At 75.1% G+C, this 19,250-nt stretch carries 15 protein-coding genes; 14 read left to right on the top strand and 1 reads right to left on the bottom strand.

What is annotated here, in order from left to right; all coding sequences use genetic code 11:
- The 5 genes from RZ50_RS18210 (at position 1) to RZ50_RS18190 (ending at position 3,178) form a co-directional block, all read left to right on the top strand.
- The gene (locus RZ50_RS18210; RefSeq protein WP_254802525.1) at positions 1–1,062 is read left to right on the top strand and encodes a type II secretion system F family protein; all 1,062 of its coding nucleotides are present in this window, start codon (positions 1–3) and stop codon (positions 1,060–1,062) included.
- 167 nt (positions 1,063–1,229) lie between these two features.
- Positions 1,230–1,829 (top strand): type II secretion system F family protein, encoded by a 600-nt coding sequence (locus RZ50_RS18205; RefSeq protein WP_196951983.1) that lies wholly within the window; start codon positions 1,230–1,232, stop codon positions 1,827–1,829.
- A gap of 68 nt (positions 1,830–1,897) precedes the next feature.
- Positions 1,898–2,170 (top strand): DUF4244 domain-containing protein, encoded by a 273-nt coding sequence (locus RZ50_RS29730; RefSeq protein ID WP_196951982.1) that lies wholly within the window; start codon positions 1,898–1,900, stop codon positions 2,168–2,170.
- 145 nt (positions 2,171–2,315) lie between these two features.
- Entirely contained in the window at positions 2,316–2,660 is a 345-nt protein-coding gene (locus tag RZ50_RS18195) for a TadE family type IV pilus minor pilin (RefSeq protein ID WP_196951981.1), read from the top strand.
- Positions 2,648–3,178, top strand: coding sequence for an Rv3654c family TadE-like protein (locus RZ50_RS18190; protein ID WP_196951980.1), 531 nt, complete (start codon positions 2,648–2,650; stop codon positions 3,176–3,178). The genes RZ50_RS18195 and RZ50_RS18190 overlap by 13 nt, the downstream gene beginning before the upstream one ends.
- Before the next feature lie 19 nt (positions 3,179–3,197).
- Here the strand turns inward: RZ50_RS18190 and RZ50_RS18185 are convergent, their stop codons facing one another.
- A complete protein-coding gene (locus tag RZ50_RS18185) occupies positions 3,198–5,609 on the bottom strand; it encodes a DEAD/DEAH box helicase (protein ID WP_196951979.1) in 2,412 nt (803 codons plus the stop codon).
- 221 nt (positions 5,610–5,830) lie between these two features.
- Here RZ50_RS18185 and bldG point away from each other — a divergent pair, with 221 nt between their 5' ends.
- The 9 genes from bldG to RZ50_RS18140 all read left to right on the top strand — a co-directional run.
- Positions 5,831–6,172 carry an anti-sigma factor antagonist BldG gene (gene bldG, locus RZ50_RS18180; protein ID WP_188305076.1) on the top strand — a complete coding sequence of 114 codons (342 nt, stop codon included), beginning with the start codon at positions 5,831–5,833 and terminating at the stop codon, positions 6,170–6,172.
- A 159-nt stretch (positions 6,173–6,331) separates the two neighbouring features.
- Positions 6,332–6,751 (top strand): ATP-binding protein, encoded by a 420-nt coding sequence (locus RZ50_RS18175; RefSeq protein WP_196951978.1) that lies wholly within the window; start codon positions 6,332–6,334, stop codon positions 6,749–6,751.
- Positions 6,752–7,125: 374 nt separating this feature from the next.
- Positions 7,126–7,902 (top strand): hypothetical protein, encoded by a 777-nt coding sequence (locus tag RZ50_RS18170; RefSeq protein ID WP_196951977.1) that lies wholly within the window; start codon positions 7,126–7,128, stop codon positions 7,900–7,902.
- Between the two features lie 230 nt (positions 7,903–8,132).
- The gene (locus RZ50_RS18165) at positions 8,133–9,665 is read left to right on the top strand and encodes a methyltransferase (protein WP_196951976.1); all 1,533 of its coding nucleotides are present in this window, start codon (positions 8,133–8,135) and stop codon (positions 9,663–9,665) included.
- A 188-nt stretch (positions 9,666–9,853) separates the two neighbouring features.
- Positions 9,854–10,318, top strand: coding sequence for a DUF3592 domain-containing protein (locus RZ50_RS18160; protein WP_196952043.1), 465 nt, complete (start codon positions 9,854–9,856; stop codon positions 10,316–10,318).
- A gap of 412 nt (positions 10,319–10,730) precedes the next feature.
- Complete coding sequence (gene topA / locus RZ50_RS18155; protein WP_196951975.1) at positions 10,731–13,607, top strand: type I DNA topoisomerase; 2,877 nt, start codon at positions 10,731–10,733, stop codon at positions 13,605–13,607.
- Positions 13,608–13,765: 158 nt separating this feature from the next.
- Positions 13,766–17,155, top strand: coding sequence for a dTMP kinase (gene tmk, locus RZ50_RS18150; RefSeq protein ID WP_217680608.1), 3,390 nt, complete (start codon positions 13,766–13,768; stop codon positions 17,153–17,155).
- Positions 17,156–17,346: 191 nt separating this feature from the next.
- Positions 17,347–18,558 (top strand): DNA polymerase III subunit delta', encoded by a 1,212-nt coding sequence (locus RZ50_RS18145; RefSeq protein ID WP_196950697.1) that lies wholly within the window; start codon positions 17,347–17,349, stop codon positions 18,556–18,558.
- Positions 18,559–18,917: 359 nt separating this feature from the next.
- Positions 18,918–19,250, top strand: a 333-nt coding sequence (locus RZ50_RS18140) for a hypothetical protein (RefSeq protein WP_217680607.1), incomplete at its 3' end; no start/stop codon positions are given.

The following is a 19,250-nucleotide window of genomic DNA, read 5'->3' as shown; positions in this document are numbered from 1 at the left end:
ATGGAGGTCGATGCCATGGCGATCGGTGATGTGACGCAGAGTCAACTCGAACTCTGCTGGGTGGCGGTGCTGTTCCTGCTGGCGGCCGTCGGGTGGCGGGCGGTGCAGGAGCAGTTGCCGGGTGGGCGGCGTTCCGGGCTGATGCTGGCGGGCAGCGGGCCTCCGGCGGGCGGGCCGGGTCCGGTGACGACGGGGCGCGCCGGGGCGCGGGTTCGGGGCGTCCTGGCCCCTGAACTGCTGCTCGTGCCGGTCGGGTTGGCTGCCGGGCAGGCCACCGCCTCGCCGGTTCCGGTGCTTGCGGCCGGGCTGGCCGTCCTGCCGCTGCGGCGGTGGCGGCTGCGGCGGCGTCTGGCGGTGGAGGCAGGGCGGCGGGCGGCCGCCGTGGTGGAGCTCTGCGCCGCGCTGGCAGGGGAGTTGCGCAGCGGTTCGACGCCGGAGCAGGCGTTGCACCTGGTCACGGTGCGGCTCGCCGCGGACCCGGACGGGCTGCGCCGGCTCGGTGAGGAGCCGGTGGCCCGGCTGGCGGCGGGCCGCTATGGCGGGGACGTGCCCGCCGCGCTCCATCTGCTGGCCGAACTGCCGGGCGGTAGCGGGGCGGCGGCCATCGCGGCCTGCTGGCGGGTCGCTTCCGACGGCGGGTCTGGGCTGGCGGCCGCGCTGGACCGGGTCGCGGAGGCGCTGCGTGGTGAGCGGGCGTTGGCGGAGGAGATCGCCGGGGAGTTGGCCGGGCCGCGGACGACGATCGCGGTGCTGGCCGCCCTGCCGGGTGCCGGGTTGCTCCTGGGCGGCGCGCTCGGGGCCCGCCCGTTGGACGTCCTGCTGCACACGTCCGCCGGGCTGGGCTGCCTCGTGGCCGGGGCGGTCCTGGAGGGGTTGGGCGTGCTGTGGACGGCCCGCATTGTCCGGTCTGTGGCCCGGGGAGCGCTGGAGGCGCCTCGGGCCTCCGGGGGCGGCCTGCGGGCTCCGTTCCCTGCGGCGCGCGGCTTGGCGGTCGGTTCCAGTGGCAGGCGGCGCGGACTCTTGCGGATGCGGGCGTTCGACGCGGGTGCGGAGGCGGGGTGATGCGCGGAGCGGAGTGGGCGGCGGCCGGGCTTCCGGCGGCAGCGGCGGCCGTCGTGGGGCTGGTGCGGGGCAGATCGCGCCGGCGAGCCTTCGCCCGGGTGCGACAGCGGGAGGAGGTGCGGGAGCGAACCGGCCCGAGGGAAGCGGGCATTGGGCCCTGGCGACGAGTGGCGTCGGCGGTCGGGGCCGGGCTGGCAGCGGCGTTGCTGCTCGGCGGAGGAGGTGGCCTGGTCGTCGGGGTGATGGTCGCGGTGGGCGTCCATCGGTGGTCGGCCCGGGTGCGGTCACCGACGGATCGCCGGGCGGCCCTGGAGGAGGAGCTGCTGACCAGGCAACTTCCTCTGAGCGCCGAGCTGTTGGCCGCCTGTCTCGGGTCGGCGGCACTGCCTTCCGCGGCGGTGTCGGCGGTGGGCCGGAGCGTGGGGGCGCCGATGGGGCCGAGGCTGGTGGCGATCGGGGCCGAACTGGCCCTGGGCGCACCACCGGAGCTCAGCTGGGTCCGACTGGGCGAGCAGCACCCCTCGCTGGCGCCGCTGGCGCGCTGCCTGGTCCGGACGAGTCTCGGCGGCGCTCCCGCGGCCGGTCCGCTGATCGGGCTGGCCCAAGGGCAGCGGACGGCCGCCGCCCGTGCGGCCCACGCCAGGGTCCGAAGGGCCGCGGTGCTCGCCACCGCGCCGCTGGGGCTCTGCTTCCTCCCGGCCTTCGTCCTGATCGGCGTGGTGCCGGTGGTGGTCGGCCTCACCAGCCGCTTCGCCCAGGCGATGTGAACAAGTGTCGGTTCCGGATCCGCCGGAGCCGAGGGAACGACGAGAACCGAAGAGAACAGGAGAAATCTATGACTGCAACGATCGCGATCAGGCCCGGTGCCGGGAGTCCGCTCGGGCGGACGCCCGGGGAGTGGCGGCGGAAGAGCCGCCGGGCGGCGGGCCGGGTGCGCAGGGTGGCCCGGCGTCGAGGCCGGTCGGACGCTGGGATGACCACGGCCGAATACGCCGTCGGAACGTTGGGCGCGTGCGCCCTCGCCGCCGGGCTGTACAAGGTGGTGACCAGCGCGACCATCATGGGGGCACTGACCGAGACGCTGGAGCGGGCACTCCATGCGACGTAGGGCCTGCGCCCGAACTCCCGCCCGCGGGGCGCGCGATGAGGCCTCGCGGGCGGGCCCGGAGCCGACGGCGCGCGGCCGCGGTCGGGCACGGCCACCGGGGTCGGGCCGGCGCGGGGACGGCGGCTTCGCCACCGCCGAGACGGCGGTGGCGCTGCCCGCGATCGTCCTGCTGGCGGCGATGCTGATCTGGGGCGTGCTGGCGGCGGCCGCGCAGATCCACTGCGTGGACGCGGCCCGGATCGGTGCCAGGGCGGCCGCGCGCGGGGAGGTGAACGCCGTCGAGCTCGCCCGCGCGGCGGCCCCGCCGGGGGCGCAGGTGCGGGTGGCGGTGGCGGCCGACACCGTGCGGGTCGACGTGGACGCACCGTGCACGGCGCCGGGCAGGCTCGGCGGACTGCTCGCCGTCCGGGTCGGTGCGGCGGCCGTGGCAGCGCGGGAGGACGTGCTGGGGAGCACCATCGAAGCGGGTGGTGGCCCATGGCCCTCCTGACCGGTCTCTGGCAGGTGGCAGAGCGGCTGGCACGGGCCCGTACCGCTCGGGCCGCCACGGCGGGCGGGCGTGGCTACGGCCCGGACGCCGGCTCGGCGACGGTTTGGCTGCTCGCCCTGGCGATGCTGGGCACGGCAGCGTTCACCGCGACGATCGCGGTCGGCGCGGTGGTAGCCGCCCGGCACCGGGCCGAGTCGGCCGCCGACCTGGCGGCCCTGGCGGCGGCCGACCGGCTGCTGCTGGACCCGGACGGTGGCTGCGATCGGGCCGCGGGGATCGCGGCCACCCAGGGAGCCGCTCTGGTGTCCTGCGCGGTCGACCGGTCGGCGGACGCCGTCACGGTGGTCGCCGAGGTGCCGGTCGGCGGGCTCCCGCTGCGGCTGCCGGTCGGTCCGGCGCGGGGGCGGGCCCGGGCCGGACCGGTACGGGCCCCGGTCGCCGGGGCCGAGGACGGTGCCGGAGGAGCCCCGGGCGGAGTCCCTGGTGGCGCTCCAGGCGGCCCTTCGGGGGCGTCATGAGCCGGTCGGCGCCGTTGCCCTACGGGTTCGGCCCGGCCCCCGGCCCGGCCCCTGGTCCGGCCCCTGGTCCGGGCTCCGTGTCGGCCCCCGGCCCGGCCCCCGGCCCGGTCCCCGCGCCGGGGGCTCCGGCCAGCAGGATGTCCAGCAGCAGGACGGACGCCGCCTTGTCCAGCGGGTCGTTCCCGTTGCCGCACTTGGGTGACTGGACGCAGGACGGGCAGCCGCGCTCGCACTCGCAGGAGGCGATCGCCGCCCGGGTGGCGGTCAACCACTGGACGGCCCGCTGGAAGCCGCGCTCGGCGAAGCCGGCTCCGCCCGGGTGGCCGTCGTAGACGAACACGGTGGGCAGACCGGTGTCGGGGTGCAGTGGCACGGAGACGCCGCCGATGTCCCACCGGTCGCAGGTGGCGAACAGCGGCAGCAGGCCGATCGAGGCGTGCTCGGCGGCGTGGGCGGCACCGGGCAGTTGGTCGAGCGGGAGGTCCGCGTCGAGCAGCTGGTCCTCGGTGACGGACCACCAGACCGCGCGGGTGCGCAGGGTGCGGGGCGGGAGGTCGAGCTTGCTCTCGCCCATGATCTCCCCGGTGGAGATCCGCTTCCGGAGGTAGCCGACCACCTGGTTGACCACCTCCACCGAACCGAAGCTGAGCCGACCCTCGCCCCAGTGGACGGTGGTGTCGGTGTCGAGGACGGAGATGGAGGTGATGTCACGGGCGGCCGTGGTGTACGGCGGGTCGGCCGGTTCGACGAGGGCGACCGAGTTCTCCAGGTCGAGCTCGCGGACCAGGTAGGTGCGGCCCTGGTGCAGGTGGACGGCCCCGGTGTGGACGGTGGTGTGGGCGGCCGCGGCGTCCACCGTGCCGAGCAGTCGGCCGGTGTCGGCCTCGACGATCTGCACCGGGCTGCCGCCGCTGCCGCGCAGGTCGACGGCGTCGGCCGCGCGTTCGCGGCGGGTCCAGTACCAGGAGCCGTCGGCACGCCGGCGCAGTAGGCCGCGCCGCTCCAGCACCGGCAGCAGCGGCGCGGTGGAGGGGCCGAACAGCTCCAGGTCCGCGTCGGTGAGCGGGAGTTCGGCGGCGGCCGCGCACAGGTGCGGGGCGAGCACGTGCGGGTTGTCGGGGTCGAGCACGGTGGCCTCGACGGGCGCCTCGAACAGGGCCTCCGGGTGGTGCACCAGGTAGGTGTCCAGCGGGTCGTCCCGGGCGATCAGGACGGCCAGCGCGCCCTGGGCCTCGCGGCCGGCCCGGCCCGCCTGCTGCCAGAGCGAGGCCCGGGTGCCGGGGTAGCCGGCCATCAGGACGGCGTCGAGACCGGAGATGTCGACGCCGAGTTCGAGAGCGGAGGTGGAGGCGAGTCCGAGCAGCCGGCCGGAGTGCAGGGCGCGTTCCAGGGCCCGGCGTTCGTCGGCGAGGTAGCCGCCGCGGTAGGCGGCCACCCGGTCGGCGAGTGGTCGGCCGAGCTGGTCCTGGGTCTGGAGGGCGACGATTTCGGCGGCACGGCGGGAGCGGACGAACACGACGGTCCGGGTCTGCCGCTCGACCAGGTCGGTCAGCAGGTGCGCGGCCTCGGCGGTGGCGGTGCGGCGCACGGGGGCGCCGTGTTCGCCGACGTTCTCGGTCAGCGGCGGCTCCCAGAGGCCGAAGACCATCGGCCCGCGCGGCGAGGCGTCCTCGGTGACGGCCACGGCGGGCAGGCCGGTCAGCCGCCGGGCGGTGGCGGCCGGGTCGGCGGTCGTGGCGGAGGCGAGCAGGAAGGTGGGTGACGAACCGTAACGGGCGCAGACGCGGCGCAGCCGTCGCAGCACCTGGGCGACGTGCGAGCCGAACACGCCCCGGTAACTGTGGCACTCGTCGATGACCACGTAGCGCAACACCTTGAGGAAGGAGGACCAGCGGGCGTGCGCGGGCAGGATGCCCCGGTGCAGCATGTCCGGGTTGGTGAGCACGTAGGAGGCGTACTGGCGGACCCACTCGCGCTCCTCGGGCGGGGTGTCGCCGTCGTACAGGGCGGCGCGCACCCTGGGCGGGGCGAGTTCGGCGGCGCGGCGGCGCTGGTCGGCGGCGAGCGCCTTGGTCGGGGCCAGGTAGAGCGCGGTGGCGCCGCGGCCGTTGCGGGCCTCGGTGCCGTCCAGCAGATCGCTGAGCACGGGCGCCAGATAGCCCAGCGACTTGCCCGAGGCGGTACCTGTGGCGATCACCACAGTCTGGCCGCTTTTCGCCAGGTTCATCGCTTCTGCCTGGTGCGCCCAGGGCTGCTCCACCCCGACGGCGAGTGCCGAGTCCACGATCTCCCGGCGGATCGAGTCGGGCCACGGTGAATAACGCGCAGGTCGGGCGGGAAGGTGCTCCGTATGGGTGAGCCGGTCGGACCGCCCCCGACTGGTGGACAGGGTCGTGAGCAGTGCCTCGGGCAGGCTGTGTCGGGGCGGCATGAGGACCCAGTGTGTCACCGGCGTGACGGAGAATCGTCGTAAGCCATCGTGCGGGCATGGTCGCAGGTGGTTGAATGTGGCCGTGACGGCCGTACGGCCGTGGGTCGCAGCGCTGAGGCTTGCCACGCGTGGCTTGGCGTGCCCGGGCTCGCGACCATGCGGTGGCGGCCGTCCGGCCGAGGATCGCACATGACGTAGCAAGGCAAGGTGCTGGAGGTTCCGTGGACCTGTCCCTGTCGACCCGTGCAGTCGGCGATCGTACGGTCGTCGAGGTTGGCGGCGAGATCGATGTGTACACCGCCCCGAAGCTGCGGGAGCAGCTGGTCGAGCTCGTCAACGACGGCAAGTACCACCTCGTCGTCGACATGGAGGGCGTTGACTTCCTGGACTCGACCGGCCTGGGTGTGCTGGTGGGCGGTCTGAAGCGGGTGCGCGCCCACGAGGGCTCGCTGCGCCTCGTCTGCAACCAGGAGCGCATCCTCAAGATCTTCCGGATCACCGGACTGACCAAGGTCTTCCCGATCCACACCTCGGTGGACGACGCGGTCGCCGCGACCGACTGACGCGTCCGGGCCGGTCCGTGTGGCCGGCCCGCCCGTTCCACGCGTCCGGGACGCCCGGGCCTGCTAGGCCCCGGCGCTTCCCGGCCGCATCGGGGCCGGTCCAGCCGGCCCGCAGGGGCCGTACTTCCGGCCCCGGTCGGAGTACCCCGAGGGGGAGAGATGGCAACCGTCGAACTTCGATTCAGCGCGCTTCCCGAGCACGTGCGGACGGCCCGGCTGGTCGCCGCGGCCGTCGCCAGACGGGCCGGGGTCGACGAGTCGGTGCTCGACGAGGTACGGCTCGCGGTCGGTGAGGCGTGCTCGCGCGCGGTCGGCCTGCACCAGCGCGGTGGCATCGGCGGCGCGGTCAGGGTCGCGCTGACCGACCAGGAGAAGCGTTTCCTCATCGAGGTCGAGGACGAAGCCGGCCTCGACGCCGTCCCGGCCGCCGGCGCGGCCGAGGGCGGCGAGGCGGACGAGGACACCCTCGGTCTCGCCGTGATCACCGGCCTGGTCGAGGACCTTGAGGTCACCAACGGCGCCAGCGGTGGCGTGATCCGGATGAGCTGGCCGGTTTCGGTCGCCTCCGTCGCGGTCTGAGGACCGCTTCCGCACCGTACCCGGGGGCGGTTCCGGCTCTCGGGCGGTCGTGGACGAACGGTTGAGTCGGGCGGTGGCCTGGCGGCGGCGGTCTCGCCGCCGCACCGCCCGACGGCGATCTCACGCGACGGCGAGTGCCGACCGGCCGGTCCCTGCGGCCTCCTCGGTGTGCCGGATGTGGACGCCCCGGGTGCTGCGAACCGCCCGGACGTCCGTCCGGGTGATCCGACTCGGGTCGATCGGGCCTGAGCGGCGGGGTGGTCAGGGTCGGTCAGGGGCGTGAGCTCGGGGCTGAGCAGCCGGGAACCGGGCGATCGGCGGCGGCCGTGTAGGTTCGACGACCGAACACGACCGAAACCGAAAGGCTTCTCCCGGTGAACAAGCGACTGCTGGCCGTACCCGCCCTCGGCGTGCTGCTCGCGTTCGGCGCCGTCGGCTGTGGCGGCAACGACAACAGCAAGCAGCTGGAGTCCTGGGCGTCCAACGTCTGCAGTGCGGCCAAGGACCCGATCGCCCAGGCGCAGGCCGCGCTCGCCGACACCGCCCAGGTGAAGACCGGCGAGACCCCGGTCGACCTGCAGAAGCGGCTCTCGGCGGACATCGGGCGACTGGCCAAGACCAACCAGGACATCGCCTCCGCCATCGACGCGGCCGGTGCGCCCAAGGTGGACGACGGCGCGACCCTGCAGAAGGACAGCGTCGACGAGCTGAAGAAGGCGGCCGACGGCTACCTGGACGTCCAGAAGAAGCTGGACGCGCTCGCCACCAACGACCAGTCGAAGTTCGCGGACGGGCTGAAGAGCGTTGGCGACCAGCTGGGGCAGCTGGCCTCGCTGTCCACCCAGGCGCAGAGCAAGCTGCAGCGCGGTGACCTCGGCGCGGCGATGGCCAAGCAGGAGGGCTGCAAGCCCAGCCAGCCCAGCGCCACCCCGGGTGCCGGTGCGACCGGTGCCGCGAGCGGTACCCCGGCCGCAGGGGGCGCGAGCGCGACCCCGAGCGCTGGCACGCCCGCCGCCACCGACGCCCCCAGCGGCACTCCCACGCCCGGCGCGACGGACAGCGCGAACCCGGCGGCCACGCCCCCCGCAGGCGCCACCACCCCGGCGGCTCCGGCCTCCGCCCCGGCCACCCCGGCACCCAGCGCGAGCTGACCGGGGCCGGGCGAGGGCTGAAGGACGCAGGGCTCGGCAGGGGCCGCTCGCAGGAGCGGCCCCGGCCGCTGTGTTGTGCGCGGGGGCGGGGCCGCGGCCGTCCGCGGTGGGGCCGATCGGGAGCGTGTTCCCGGCGGGTGCGGCGGGTGCGGCGGGCCCGAGGCCTCGGGGTTGCCGGGTGGCAGGGGTGGCCGTCGGTGTGGGCCGGTGGGGCGGGGGACAATGGCGGGGTGATCAGTAGCCCCGTTCTCGACCCGACCCGTCTGGCCAAGCTGCGCGAGGCGCTGCTCGCCGCCTCGTACACCGCCGATGGGTGCCTGGACCTCCTGGGGCCCACCGGATATGCGGCGCTGGCCCGTAGCGAGGCGGTGCCGGCGCTGCGTGCCACGCGGGGCGGCAGCCCGCTGGAGACCCTGGTGCGGTTGTTCCTGTTGCAGCAGCCGGTGCCGTACAAGGCGGCGGCCGCCGCGCTGTCGGTGGAGGACTGCCTGGCGGACGGCTGGCTGCGCCCCGACGGGGACCTGGTGCGTGCCACGGTGGACATCCGGCCGTACGCGAACGAGGTTGCCGGGCTGCCCGCCTCGGACGCCTGGGTGGTCTCCGACCTGGGCTGCGCGGTGGGCGGCGCGGGCGGTATCGGCTCCGGCGAGACCGCGCACGGGGTGGCCCGCAAGGACCTGGTGCTGGGGGTGGGCGGCGCGTCCACGACGCTGGCCAACATCACCGTGCGCCGCCCCGTCGGGGCCGCTCTGGACCTCGGCTCGGGCTCCGGCGTGCAGGCGCTGCACGCGGCCCGGCACGCCCGCAGCGTCACCGCCACCGACCTCAACCCGCGCGCCCTGCGCTTCACCGAGCTGACCCTGGCGCTGTCCGGTTTCGACAACACCGAGGCGTTCTCCGGGAGCCTCTTCGAGCCGGTCGGGGAGCGGAAGTTCGACCTGATCGTCTCCAACCCGCCGTTCGTCATCTCCCCGGCCGGCCGGTTCACCTACCGCGACGGCGGCATGGCCGGGGACGACCTGTGCCGCAGCCTGGTGCGTTCGGCGGCCGGACACCTGGAGCAGGGCGGCTACTGCCAGTTGCTCGCCAACTGGCAGCACGTCAAGGGCGAGGACTGGCAGGAGCGGCTGGCCGGCTGGGTGGCGGGCACCGGGCTGGACGCCTGGATCGTCCAACGGGAGGTCCAGGACGTCGCGCAGTACGCCGAGTTGTGGCTGCGCGACGGCGGCGACCACCGCGGCCCCGGCGGTGACTACCAGGCCCGGTACGGCGAGTGGCTGGACGCCTTCGAGGCGGGCCGGGTCGAGGGCATCGGCATGGGCTGGATCACCCTGCGGGCGAGCGGCGCCGAGCGTCCGACCGTCCGGGTGGAGGAGTGGCCGCACCCGGTGGAGCAGCCGCTCGGCCCGCACATCGAGGAGTGGTTCGACCGGCAGGACTTCCTGCGCTCGCACGACGACGCGGGCCTGCTCGCGGCCCGCTACGTGCTGGCCGACGAGGTGGTCCAGGAGCAGGTCGGCGCGCCGGGGGCGGAGGACCCGGAGCACGTGATCCTCCGTCACCACCGGGGCATGCGGCGGGCGACCAAGGTGGACACCGTCGGCGCCGGATTCGTCGGGGTGTGCGACGGCACGCTGTCGGCGGGCGAGATCGTGGACGCCATCGCGCAGTTGCTGGGCGAGGACCGGGTGGTCCTGCGGGACCGGGTGCCGGAGTCGCTGCGGCTGCTGACCGAGCAGGGGTTCATCAACCCGGTGCGGTAGCACGGCCGGTGGCGGTCCGGCCACCGGTCACCAACCACCGGCCGGCTGTCGGCGACCAGGGCGCCCGGTTCATTCGTCCGTACCCCCTGGTTCGTCCGGCGGCCCCCGGGCGTCCGCTCCCCGTTGGTCCGGCGCTGTGAGGCTCTGTCCACAGGCTGTGGACGGGGTCGGGGAGCCGGGGGCCAGGGGTGGACACGACGACGGCGACGGTGGGCGGGCTGCTGCTCGCCCTCTTCGGTGGCGTGCTGCTGCTCTGGTGCGCCGCCGAAGTGCGCCTTCGCCACCGGGTGCGCCGAGTGGGCGTGTCGGCGGTGGCCACGGTGGTCGCCGAGAACGACGCGCACGGCCAGCTCGACAGCGCGCCGCTGCTCTCCTTCTCCGTGCGTCCCCCGGCCGACGGTCCCGGTACCGGCGCCGGACGGATCGCGGAGCTGGTGCTCACCCGCCCGCGCGGGCACACCCCGCTGCGCCGTCCGGAGCGGTTCGCGCCGGGTGCCTCGGTGCGGATCTGCTACGACCCGCACCGCCCCAGCCGTGCGGTGCTGGCGGCGGGGGAGGTCGGCAGGGCGGCGGTCACCGACCTGCTGTGGAGCGCCCTGGCCGTGAGCTGTCTCGTGGCGGGGGCCGGTCTGCTGGCCGCAGCCGGGAACTGAGAGCCGCGAGCCGGGCGTCGCACGGGCCGACGGCCTGAGGTCATCGGCCGACAAGCGGAAGCCGATGACCGGAGCCGACGACCGGAAGCCGCCGGTGCACACCCGGAAGTGCGCCGAATTTCCCGTTGACAGATCTTGAAATCCGTCATTCCATCCTTCGGAACCTGCCGAAGCCCCCCTCCACGGGGCGCGAACCTCCGTCATCGGGTTACCGTTCGAGTGGCGTCGGTGAGTCCGGCAAGTGAAAAAGCGGGATCCGTCCGTTTGACAAGGGTGGCCGGGGTACGGTCACACTCCGCTGGTGGGGTCGTCGTGCAGCGGCTGCCCCGGGACGGTGGAGGGGTCGGGCGGAGCGCAGCCCGTGCTGCCAGCGCCGACCAGCCACATAAAGGACCGGGAGAGAAGAGCGAAGGTGTCCCCGAGCAGCGAGACCGCGCACGGACAGCGACTCGTCATTGTCGAGTCGCCGGCCAAGGCGAAGACGATCAAGGGCTACCTGGGCCCCGGCTACATCGTCGAGGCGAGCGTCGGGCACATCCGCGACCTCCCCAGCACCGCGGCCGAGGTGCCGGACAAGTACACCGGCGAGGTGCGCCGCCTCGGGGTGGACGTCGATCACGACTTCGCGCCCATCTACGTGGTCAACGCGGACAAGAAGTCCCAGGTCAGCAAGTTGAAGTCGCTGCTCGCGGAGTCCGACGAGCTCTTCCTCGCCACCGATGAGGACCGCGAGGGCGAGGCCATCGCGTGGCACCTCCAGCAGGTGCTCAAGCCCAAGGTGCCCGTGCACCGGATGGTGTTCCACGAGATCACCAAGTCGGCGATCCAGGAGGCGGTGGCCAACCCGCGCGAGCTCAACCAGCGCCTGGTCGACGCCCAGGAGACCCGCCGCATCCTCGACCGGCTGTACGGCTTCGAGGTCTCGCCGGTGCTGTGGAAGAAGGTCATGCCGAAGCTGTCGGCGGGCCGGGTGCAGTCCGTGGCGACCCGTCTGGTGGTCGAGCGCGAGCGCGAGCGGATGGCCTTCCGCACCGCCTCGTACTGGGACCTGGTCGGCACCTTCGGCACCGGCCGCACCCCGGCCGACGCCGCCAACCCGGAGACCTTCGGCGCCCGGCTGGCCTCGGTCGACGGCAAGCGGATCGCCAGCGGCCGCGACTTCGGCCCGGACGGCCGGCTGAAGGCCGCCAGCGCCAACACCCTGCACCTGGACGAGCAGGCCGCCCGCCAGCTGGCCGCCGCCCTGGAGCAGACCGCGTTCGCCGTCCGCAGCGTCGAGTCCAAGCCATACCGCCGCTCGCCGTATGCGCCGTTCCGCACCACCACGCTCCAGCAGGAGGCCAGCCGCAAGCTGGGCTTCGGTGCCAAGCGGACCATGCAGGTGGCCCAGAAGCTGTACGAGAACGGCTTCATCACCTATATGCGCACCGACTCCACCACGCTGTCGGACACCGCGGTCGCCGCCGCCCGGGCGCAGGTCACCCAGCTGTACGGCGCCGACTACCTGCCGGACGCCCCGCGCACCTACGCCAGCAAGGTCAAGAACGCGCAGGAGGCGCACGAGGCCGTCCGCCCCTCCGGCGACCGCTTCCGCACGCCCGCCGAGACCGGTCTGACCGGCGACGACTTCAGGCTGTACGAGCTGATCTGGATGCGCACCGTCGCCTCCCAGATGAAGGACGCGGTCGGCCAGTCCGTCACCGTCCGGGTCGGCGGCACCTCCGCCGACGGCCGGGACGTCGAGTTCTCCGCCTCCGGCAAGATCATCACCTTCCACGGCTTCCTGAAGGCCTACGTCGAGGGCGCCGACGACCCGAACGCCGAGCTCGACGACCGCGAGCGCCGACTGCCGCAGGTCGCCCAGGGCGACCCGCTGGCCGCCGAGCGGATCACCCCGGAGGGCCACGCCACCAAGCCGCCGGCCCGCTACACCGAGGCCTCGCTGGTGAAGGAGCTGGAGGACCGGGAGATCGGCCGTCCCTCCACCTACGCGTCGATCATCGACACGATCATCCAGCGCCGGTACGTGTTCAAGAAGGGCACGGCCCTCGTCCCGTCCTTCCTCTCCTTCGCCGTGGTCAACCTGCTGGAGAAGCACTTCGGCCGACTGGTCGACTACGACTTCACCGCCAAGATGGAGGACGACCTCGACCGGATCGCCGCCGGTGAGGCGAAGTCCGTGCCGTGGCTGAAGCGCTTCTACTTCGGCGAGGGCGACGGCCACGTGGCCGGCGGTGCCGCCGAGGCCGGCAACGGCGACGGCGACCACCTGGGCGGCCTGAAGGAGCTGGTCACCGACCTGGGCGCGATCGACGCCCGGGAGATCAGCTCGTTCCGGGTCAGCGACGACATCACCCTGCGGGTCGGCCGCTACGGTCCGTACGTCGAGCGCGCCTCCGCCGTCGAGGGCGAGCCCGGCCAGCGCGCCGACATCCCGGACGAGCTGCCGCCGGACGAGCTGACCGTCGAGCTGGCCGAGGAACTGCTGGCCAAGCCCAGCGGCGACTTCGAGCTGGGCCCGGACCCGGTCAGCGGCAACATGCTGGTCGCCAAGGACGGCCGCTACGGCCCGTACGTGACCGAGATCCTGCCCGAGGGCACGCCCAAGACCGGCAAGAACGCGGTCAAGCCGCGCACCGCCTCGCTGTTCAAGACGATGTCGCTGGACACCGTCACCCTGGAGGACGCGCTGCGGCTGCTCTCGCTGCCGCGCGTGGTCGGCGCCGACGCCGAGGGCGCGGAGATCACCGCGCAGAACGGTCGCTACGGCCCGTACCTCAAGCGCGGCACCGACTCGCGCTCGCTCACCAGTGAGGACCAGCTCTTCACGATCACCCTCGACGAGGCGCTGGCGATCTACGCCCAGCCCAAGCAGCGCGGCCGGGCCGCCGCCGCCCCGCCGCTCAAGGAGCTGGGCACCGACCCGGTCAGCGAGCGCCCGGTGGTGGTCAAGGACGGCCGCTTCGGCCCGTACGTGACCGACGGCGAGACCAACGCGACGCTGCGCAAGGACGACGACGTCGAGACGATCACGCCGGAGCGCGGCTACGAGCTGCTCGCCGAGAAGCGGGCGCGCGGGCCGGTGAAGAAGGCGGCGAAGAAGGCCCCGGCGAAGAAGACGGCGGCCAAGAAGACCACGGCGGCCAAGACGACGGCGAGCAAGACCGCCGCGAAGAAGACCGCCGCGAAGACGGTCGCGAAGAAGACCGCCACCAAGACGGCGGCGGCCAAGAAGACGACGGCCAAGAAGGCCGCCGCGAGCAAGGCCACCGCCACCGACGAGGGCTGATCCTCCGGCAGCGGCACCGGGCCCGCGTCTCCCGACCGGGAGACGCGGGCTCCGAACACCCCGGGGACTGTGCACGGATCGTCACAGGGCGGTGATGACCGGGATCCGGAACCCCGTTCGTCTCAATCGGGCAAAGCCCAGACCGCTACGCTGACCGTATGACGAGCGAGGAGCAGCCCACCCCCAGCGCCGCCCCGGCCGCCAGAGCCACCGGGCCCGACCTGTCCGAGGTCGCGCCCGCCGGGACCCCGGTGGACCGGGCCCGGGCGCTGCTGCGGACCCGGCCCTACCGGCGACTGTGGACCACCCAGCTGATCGGCGGCACCGCCGACCGGCTCGGGCTGCTGGTGCTGCTCGCGCTCACCGTGATCGCGGCCGCCCAGGGCGGGCAGCTCGGCGACCTGCCGCGCAGCCTCGCCTTCGCGACCGCCGCCGTCCTCGCCGCCCGGGTGGCGGCCACCGGGCTGGTCGGCGTCGCGCTGCTGGAGCCGGTGCACCAGCTGGTGGCCGGCCGGCTCGACCGACGCTGGACGCTGTTCGGCGCGGACGTGCTGGCCGCCGTGCTGCTCGGCCTGGCGCCCTGGTGGACGGTCTGGCTGGGCTCAGGCCCGCGGCCCTCCGGCGGGGCCACCTACGTGCTGCTCGCCACCGTGTTCGTCACCGGTGCCGCCGAGCGGGTCCGGGGGATCACCAGGAACGCCGCCGTCCCCGGCCTGCTGCCGCCTGCGGACCCTTACGCCCCGACCGCCGAGCAGCGGCCGACCGCCGCCAACCTGGACGTCGTCCGGAGCATCGACCGCTTCACCGGCTGGGTCACCGTGCCGCTCGCGGCCGTCGGGCTGGTCGTCCTCACCCTGCTCAACAACATCGGTGCGGCGACCGGCTCGGACTGGCTGCGCGCCCACCAGCTGACCTTCGCGGCGCTCGGCGCGGCCGGCCTGTTCGCCGCCGCAGCCGCCCGCGGCTACCTCCAGCAGCTGCCCGGCGGCCCGGTGGCCGTCGCCCCGCACTCGCCGCTGACCGGCCTGCGCGCACCCACCGACGCGGCCCCCGGCCCCGCCCTGAGCAAGGGCCGCACCGGCAGCGCCCCGTACTTCACCTTCGCCGTCGCGGCCGGGTACGCCTCGATGGCGGGCGTCGCCGCGCTGGCGCTGCTCACCGCCGCCGAGCACCGGGCCGGGCCGATCGGCTACGGCCTGCTGGTGCTCGCCGCGGCCGGCGCGCCCGCACTGGGCGCCCGGCTCACCCGGGCCACGCTGCCCTCGCTGTCCCGCCGCCGGCTGCTCGCGCTGGCGCTGCTCACCGAGGGCGTGGCGCTGATCCTGGCCGGGCTGGTGCTGGACTTCGTGCTGGTCCTGCTGCTCACCGTGCTGGCCGGCCTGGCCGCCGGGATCGTGGTCTCCACCGGGCGCACCCTGCTCGCCCAGGAGGTCGAGGAGGCCCGGCTGGCGAAGGTCACCGAGCACCTGTACGCGGTGCTGCGGGCCGTGGTCGCCGCCGCGCTGGTCGCCGTCCCGCTGATCGCCGCCGGTTACGGGGACGTCGAGTACGGCTCCGTCGAGCCCGGCTCCTTCACCTTCATCCACGGCGGCGCGGCCCTCGCCGTCGCCACCGCGGGGCTGCTCACCCTGGTGCTCGCCGCCGTCGTGCTGCTGCGCACCGACGACCGGCGCGGTACCGTGCCGTTCGGCCGGGACCTGGTGGACGCGGTGCGCGGCGCCACCGGCCCGGTGCCGCACCGGGGTACGGGCACCGGTTTCTTCATCGCCCTGGAGGGCGGCGACGGCGCCGGCAAGTCCACCCAGGCCCAGGCGCTGGCCGAGTGGATCCGCGGCAAGGGGCACGAGGTCGTGCTCACCCGCGAGCCCGGCGGCAGCCCGGTCGGGCAGCGGCTGCGCGGCCTGGTCCTGGACGTCGGCAACACCGGCCTGTCGCACCGGGCCGAGGCGCTGATCTACGCGGCCGACCGGGCCGAGCACGTCGAGAACGTCATCCGGCCGGCCCTCGCGCGCGGCGCCGTGGTGATCACCGACCGGTACATGGACTCCTCCATCGCCTACCAGGGCGCCGGGCGCGACCTGGCCGCCACCGAGGTCGCCCGGATCTCCCGCTGGGCGACCGGCGGGCTGCTGCCCGACCTGACCGTGGTGCTGGACGTCGACCCGACCCGGGCCCGGGAGCGCTTCACCGAGGCGCTGGACCGGCTGGAGTCCGAGCCGACCGAGTTCCACCAGCGGGTCCGGGCCGGCTTCCTCTCCCTCGCGGCCGCCGACCCGGCGCGCTACCTGGTCGTGGACGGCAGCCAGGCCCCCGACTTCGTCACCACCGCCATCCGGCACCGGCTCGACCGCGAGCTGCCGCTCTCCGAGCAGGAGAAGGCGGCCCGCGCCGAGCAGGAGCGCCTCGCCCGTGAGGAGGCCGAGCGGAGGGCCGCCGAGGAGGCCCGCAAGAAGGCCGAGGAGGAGGCCGCCGAGCGCAAGCGCCAGGAGGTGCTGGCGCAGCTGCGGGCCGAGCAGGCCGAGAAGGAGCGGCTGGCCAAGGAGGAGGCCGAGCGGGCCGCTGCCGAGGCCCGGCGCAAGGCCGAGGAGGAGGCCCGCCGCAAGGCCGAGGAGGAAGCGCGCCGCCGGGCCGAGGAGGAGGCGAAGCGCCGCGCGGCCGAGGAGGCCCGACTGGCCGCGGAGGCCGCCGAGCGCAAGCGGATCGCCGACGAGGCGGCCGCCCAGGCGGAGCTGCAGCGGCAGCGGGAGCTGGCCCGCGAGGAGCAGCGCCGCCGGGCGGAGGAGGCGCTGCAGCGGGCCGAGGAGGCCCGGCTGGCGCAGGCCGCGGCGCTCGCGGCGGCCGCCGCGGCGGCGGAGACGGCGGAGGGTCGGGCGGAGGGCCGGGCCCCGGCCGGGGACGCGGCGACCACCGAGCTGCGGGCGGTCCGGGACACGCCGGTCCGCGACACGCCCCGTGATGCCTCTGCCGGGGATTCCGCGCGCGGGATCGGTGACGAGGCGACGCGTGAGCTGTCGCTGCGGGACCGGCAGCCGGCCGTCGAGACGACCGCCAAGCTGCCGGCGGTGCCGGCTTCCGCGGTGGACGAGACGGCCGTGCTGCCGAGGGTTCCGGCGGAGGCCGACCGGACCGAGGTGCTGCCGCGGGTCGAGCCGGGGCGCACGGGTGAGCCGCGCCGTGCCGGTGAGCCGCTGGACAGCACCCGCGAGCTGCCGGTGGTCGACGACCGGAAGACGCCCCCCGCGTCCCGGCCCGCCGCGCCGCAGCCCACCACGCCGCAGTCCGCCGCGTCCCAGCCCACCACGCCGCAGTCCGCCGCCGAGCGGTCGCGGCCGGAGTGGGCCGAGGAGACCCCGCTGGACGACCTGCCGAGCCTGACCGACACGCTGCTCGGCTCGCGCGACGAGTGGGCGCGCTGGGAGCACAACGGCGACGGCCGGCCGGGCCCGCACGACGGCCAGGACCGGACCGGCCAGGACCGGACCGGCGGGGACGACCGGGGCGAGGGCGGCGGCAAGGGCAAGGGCCGGCGCTGGGGCCGCCGGGGCTGACCCCCGACGGTTTCGTACGGACGACGGGCGGCGTCGCCCGGGGCGGTGACCCCGGGCGGCGCCGCCCCCCGTCGTACCGGGGTTCCCGGGGGTGACCCGGACGGAGCAGTGGCTGTCGGAGCGGAGACGTATGCTCGACGGCGGGCAATCGGCGCCGGGCGCGCCGTCGTACGGAGCTTGGGAGCAGCAGAGTGGCCGTCTGGGACGACCTGGTGGGCCAGGAGCGGGTGGTCGAACAGCTGACCGCGGCCGCCCGGGCGGCCGGGGCGACGGTGGCGGCCGGCCGGGGCGCGGCCCCGGAGCAGGGCGGGAACGCCTCCCTGATGACGCACGCCTGGCTGTTCACCGGCCCGCCCGGGGCCGGGCAGGTCACCGCCGCGCGCGCCTTCGCCGCGGCCCTCCAGTGCACCAGCCCCGACCTCGCGCTCGGCGGCACGCCCGGCTGCGGGTTCTGCGACGGCTGCCACACCGTGCTGGCCGGCAGCCACGCCGACGTCAAGTACGTGCGGACCGACGGCCTGTCCATCGGCGTCGGCGACATGCGCGACCTGGTGATGCGCGCCTCCAGCTACCCGACCGGCGGCCGCTGGTCGGTGATCCTGGTCGACGCCGCCCACCGGCTCACCGAGGCCGCCGCGAACGCGCTGCTCAAGGGCGTGGAGGAGCCCTCCCCGCGCACCGTCTGGCTGCTCTGCGCCCCCTCCGTCCAGGACGTGCTGCCGACCATCCGCTCGCGCTGCCGCCTGCTGGTGCTGCGCACGCCCGCCGCCGAGGCCGTCGCCGACATGCTGGTCCGCCGGGACGGCGTCGAGCCGGAGACCGCCCGGCTGGCCGCGCTCGCCGGGCAGGGCGACATCGAGCGCTCGCGCCGCCTCGCGGTGGACGAGCAGGCCCGCGGCCGCCGCACCGAGGTGCTGCGGATCCCGCTGGAGGTCGCCGACATCGGCGGCTGCCTGGCCGCCGCCCAGCGCCTGGTCGACACCGCCAAGGCCGATGCCGAGGCGCTCGCCGAGACCCAGGACGCGAAGGAGACCGACGACCTGAAGGCCGCCTACGGCGCCGCCGAGGGGAGCAAGGCGCCGCGCGGCATGGCCGGGGCCGTCAAGGAGCTGGAGAAGCGGCAGAAGAGCCGCGCGACCCGCACCCGCCGGGAGACCCTCGGCGTCGCCCTGCTCGACCTGCTCGGCTTCTACCGGGACGTGCTCGCGATCCAGCTCGGCTCCACCGGGGTGCTCGCCAACGAGGACCAGCGGCAGGCGCTGAACCGGGTCGCCCAGGCCGGGCCGGCCGAGGGCACGCTGCGCAGGATCGAGGCGGTGCTCGCCTGCCGCGAGGCGCTGGACCGCAACGTGGACCCGCTGCTCGCGGTCGAGGCGATGACGGTGGCGCTGCGGGCGGGCTGAGACCGGGCGGGTTGGGCACCGGGTGGGCTGAGCACCGGGCCGCTGTGATCCGTACGCGTGATTCCTCCGCGTGACCCGTACGTGTGATCCGGAGCGTGATCAGTACGACCGCCTTGAGCCCGTTCCGGTCACCCGGTACGCCTCCCGGAGTCCGTGCGCCGTCACACCTTCGAGTGAACGGGCGATACTCGCCGGGCGCACCCGCGTGTGACCGTGCGCCCGTTGTGCACGCTGGGGGCCGACTGCGCCCCGGTCGCGCCCCGGGCTCCCCTCCGGGAGCCCGTTGCCGGAGCGGTCGCCTCCCGTAACGGCTCCGGGTCCGGTCCGGCGCCGGCCCCCCTCCCGAGGTGGTGCGTCCCGTGGTTCGTCCGCTCCTCGTCATCCCCCTGTTCGCCGCCGCGCTCGGCGGGATCTGGCTGTCGCGCGGTGCGCTCCAGCGCTGGCGCGACCTCTGCGCCGCCGAGACCTACGAACTGGCGGGCGAGCGGTGGCCGATGCTGGTGCGGGCGGTGGGGGCGATGATCTGCGGGGTGTGCGTCACGGTGTTGACGATGCTCAGCGGGCTCGGGGCGTTCGGCGGTTTCAGCCCGGACAGCCAGCCGACGCACCGGGCCGCGGACCCGTCCGAGGTGGGGACCCGCTCCGGCCCGGGGGTGGGGTCCGCGGGCGGAGCGGCCGCGGCGGCCGCGGCC

Origin of the sequence: Kitasatospora sp. SUK 42, from assembly GCF_015776785.2 — a bacterium.
Taxonomy (GTDB): domain Bacteria; phylum Actinomycetota; class Actinomycetes; order Streptomycetales; family Streptomycetaceae; genus Kitasatospora.
This window is presented reverse-complemented; position numbering and strand designations above follow the sequence as displayed.

Bases quoted from the DNA above. Each gene is read 5' to 3' on its own strand.
- RZ50_RS18210 (WP_254802525.1), top strand. From the start codon at position 1: ATGGAGGTCGATGCCATGGCGATCGGTGATGTGACGCAGAGTCAACTC.
- RZ50_RS29730 (WP_196951982.1), top strand. From the start codon at position 1,898: ATGACTGCAACGATCGCGATCAGGCCCGGTGCCGGGAGTCCGCTCGGG.
- RZ50_RS18190 (WP_196951980.1), top strand. From the start codon at position 2,648: ATGGCCCTCCTGACCGGTCTCTGGCAGGTGGCAGAGCGGCTGGCACGG.
- RZ50_RS18185 (WP_196951979.1), bottom strand. From the start codon at position 5,609: ATGCCGCCCCGACACAGCCTGCCCGAGGCACTGCTCACGACCCTGTCC.
- RZ50_RS18175 (WP_196951978.1), top strand. From the start codon at position 6,332: ATGGCAACCGTCGAACTTCGATTCAGCGCGCTTCCCGAGCACGTGCGG.
- tmk (WP_217680608.1), top strand. From the start codon at position 13,766: ATGACGAGCGAGGAGCAGCCCACCCCCAGCGCCGCCCCGGCCGCCAGA.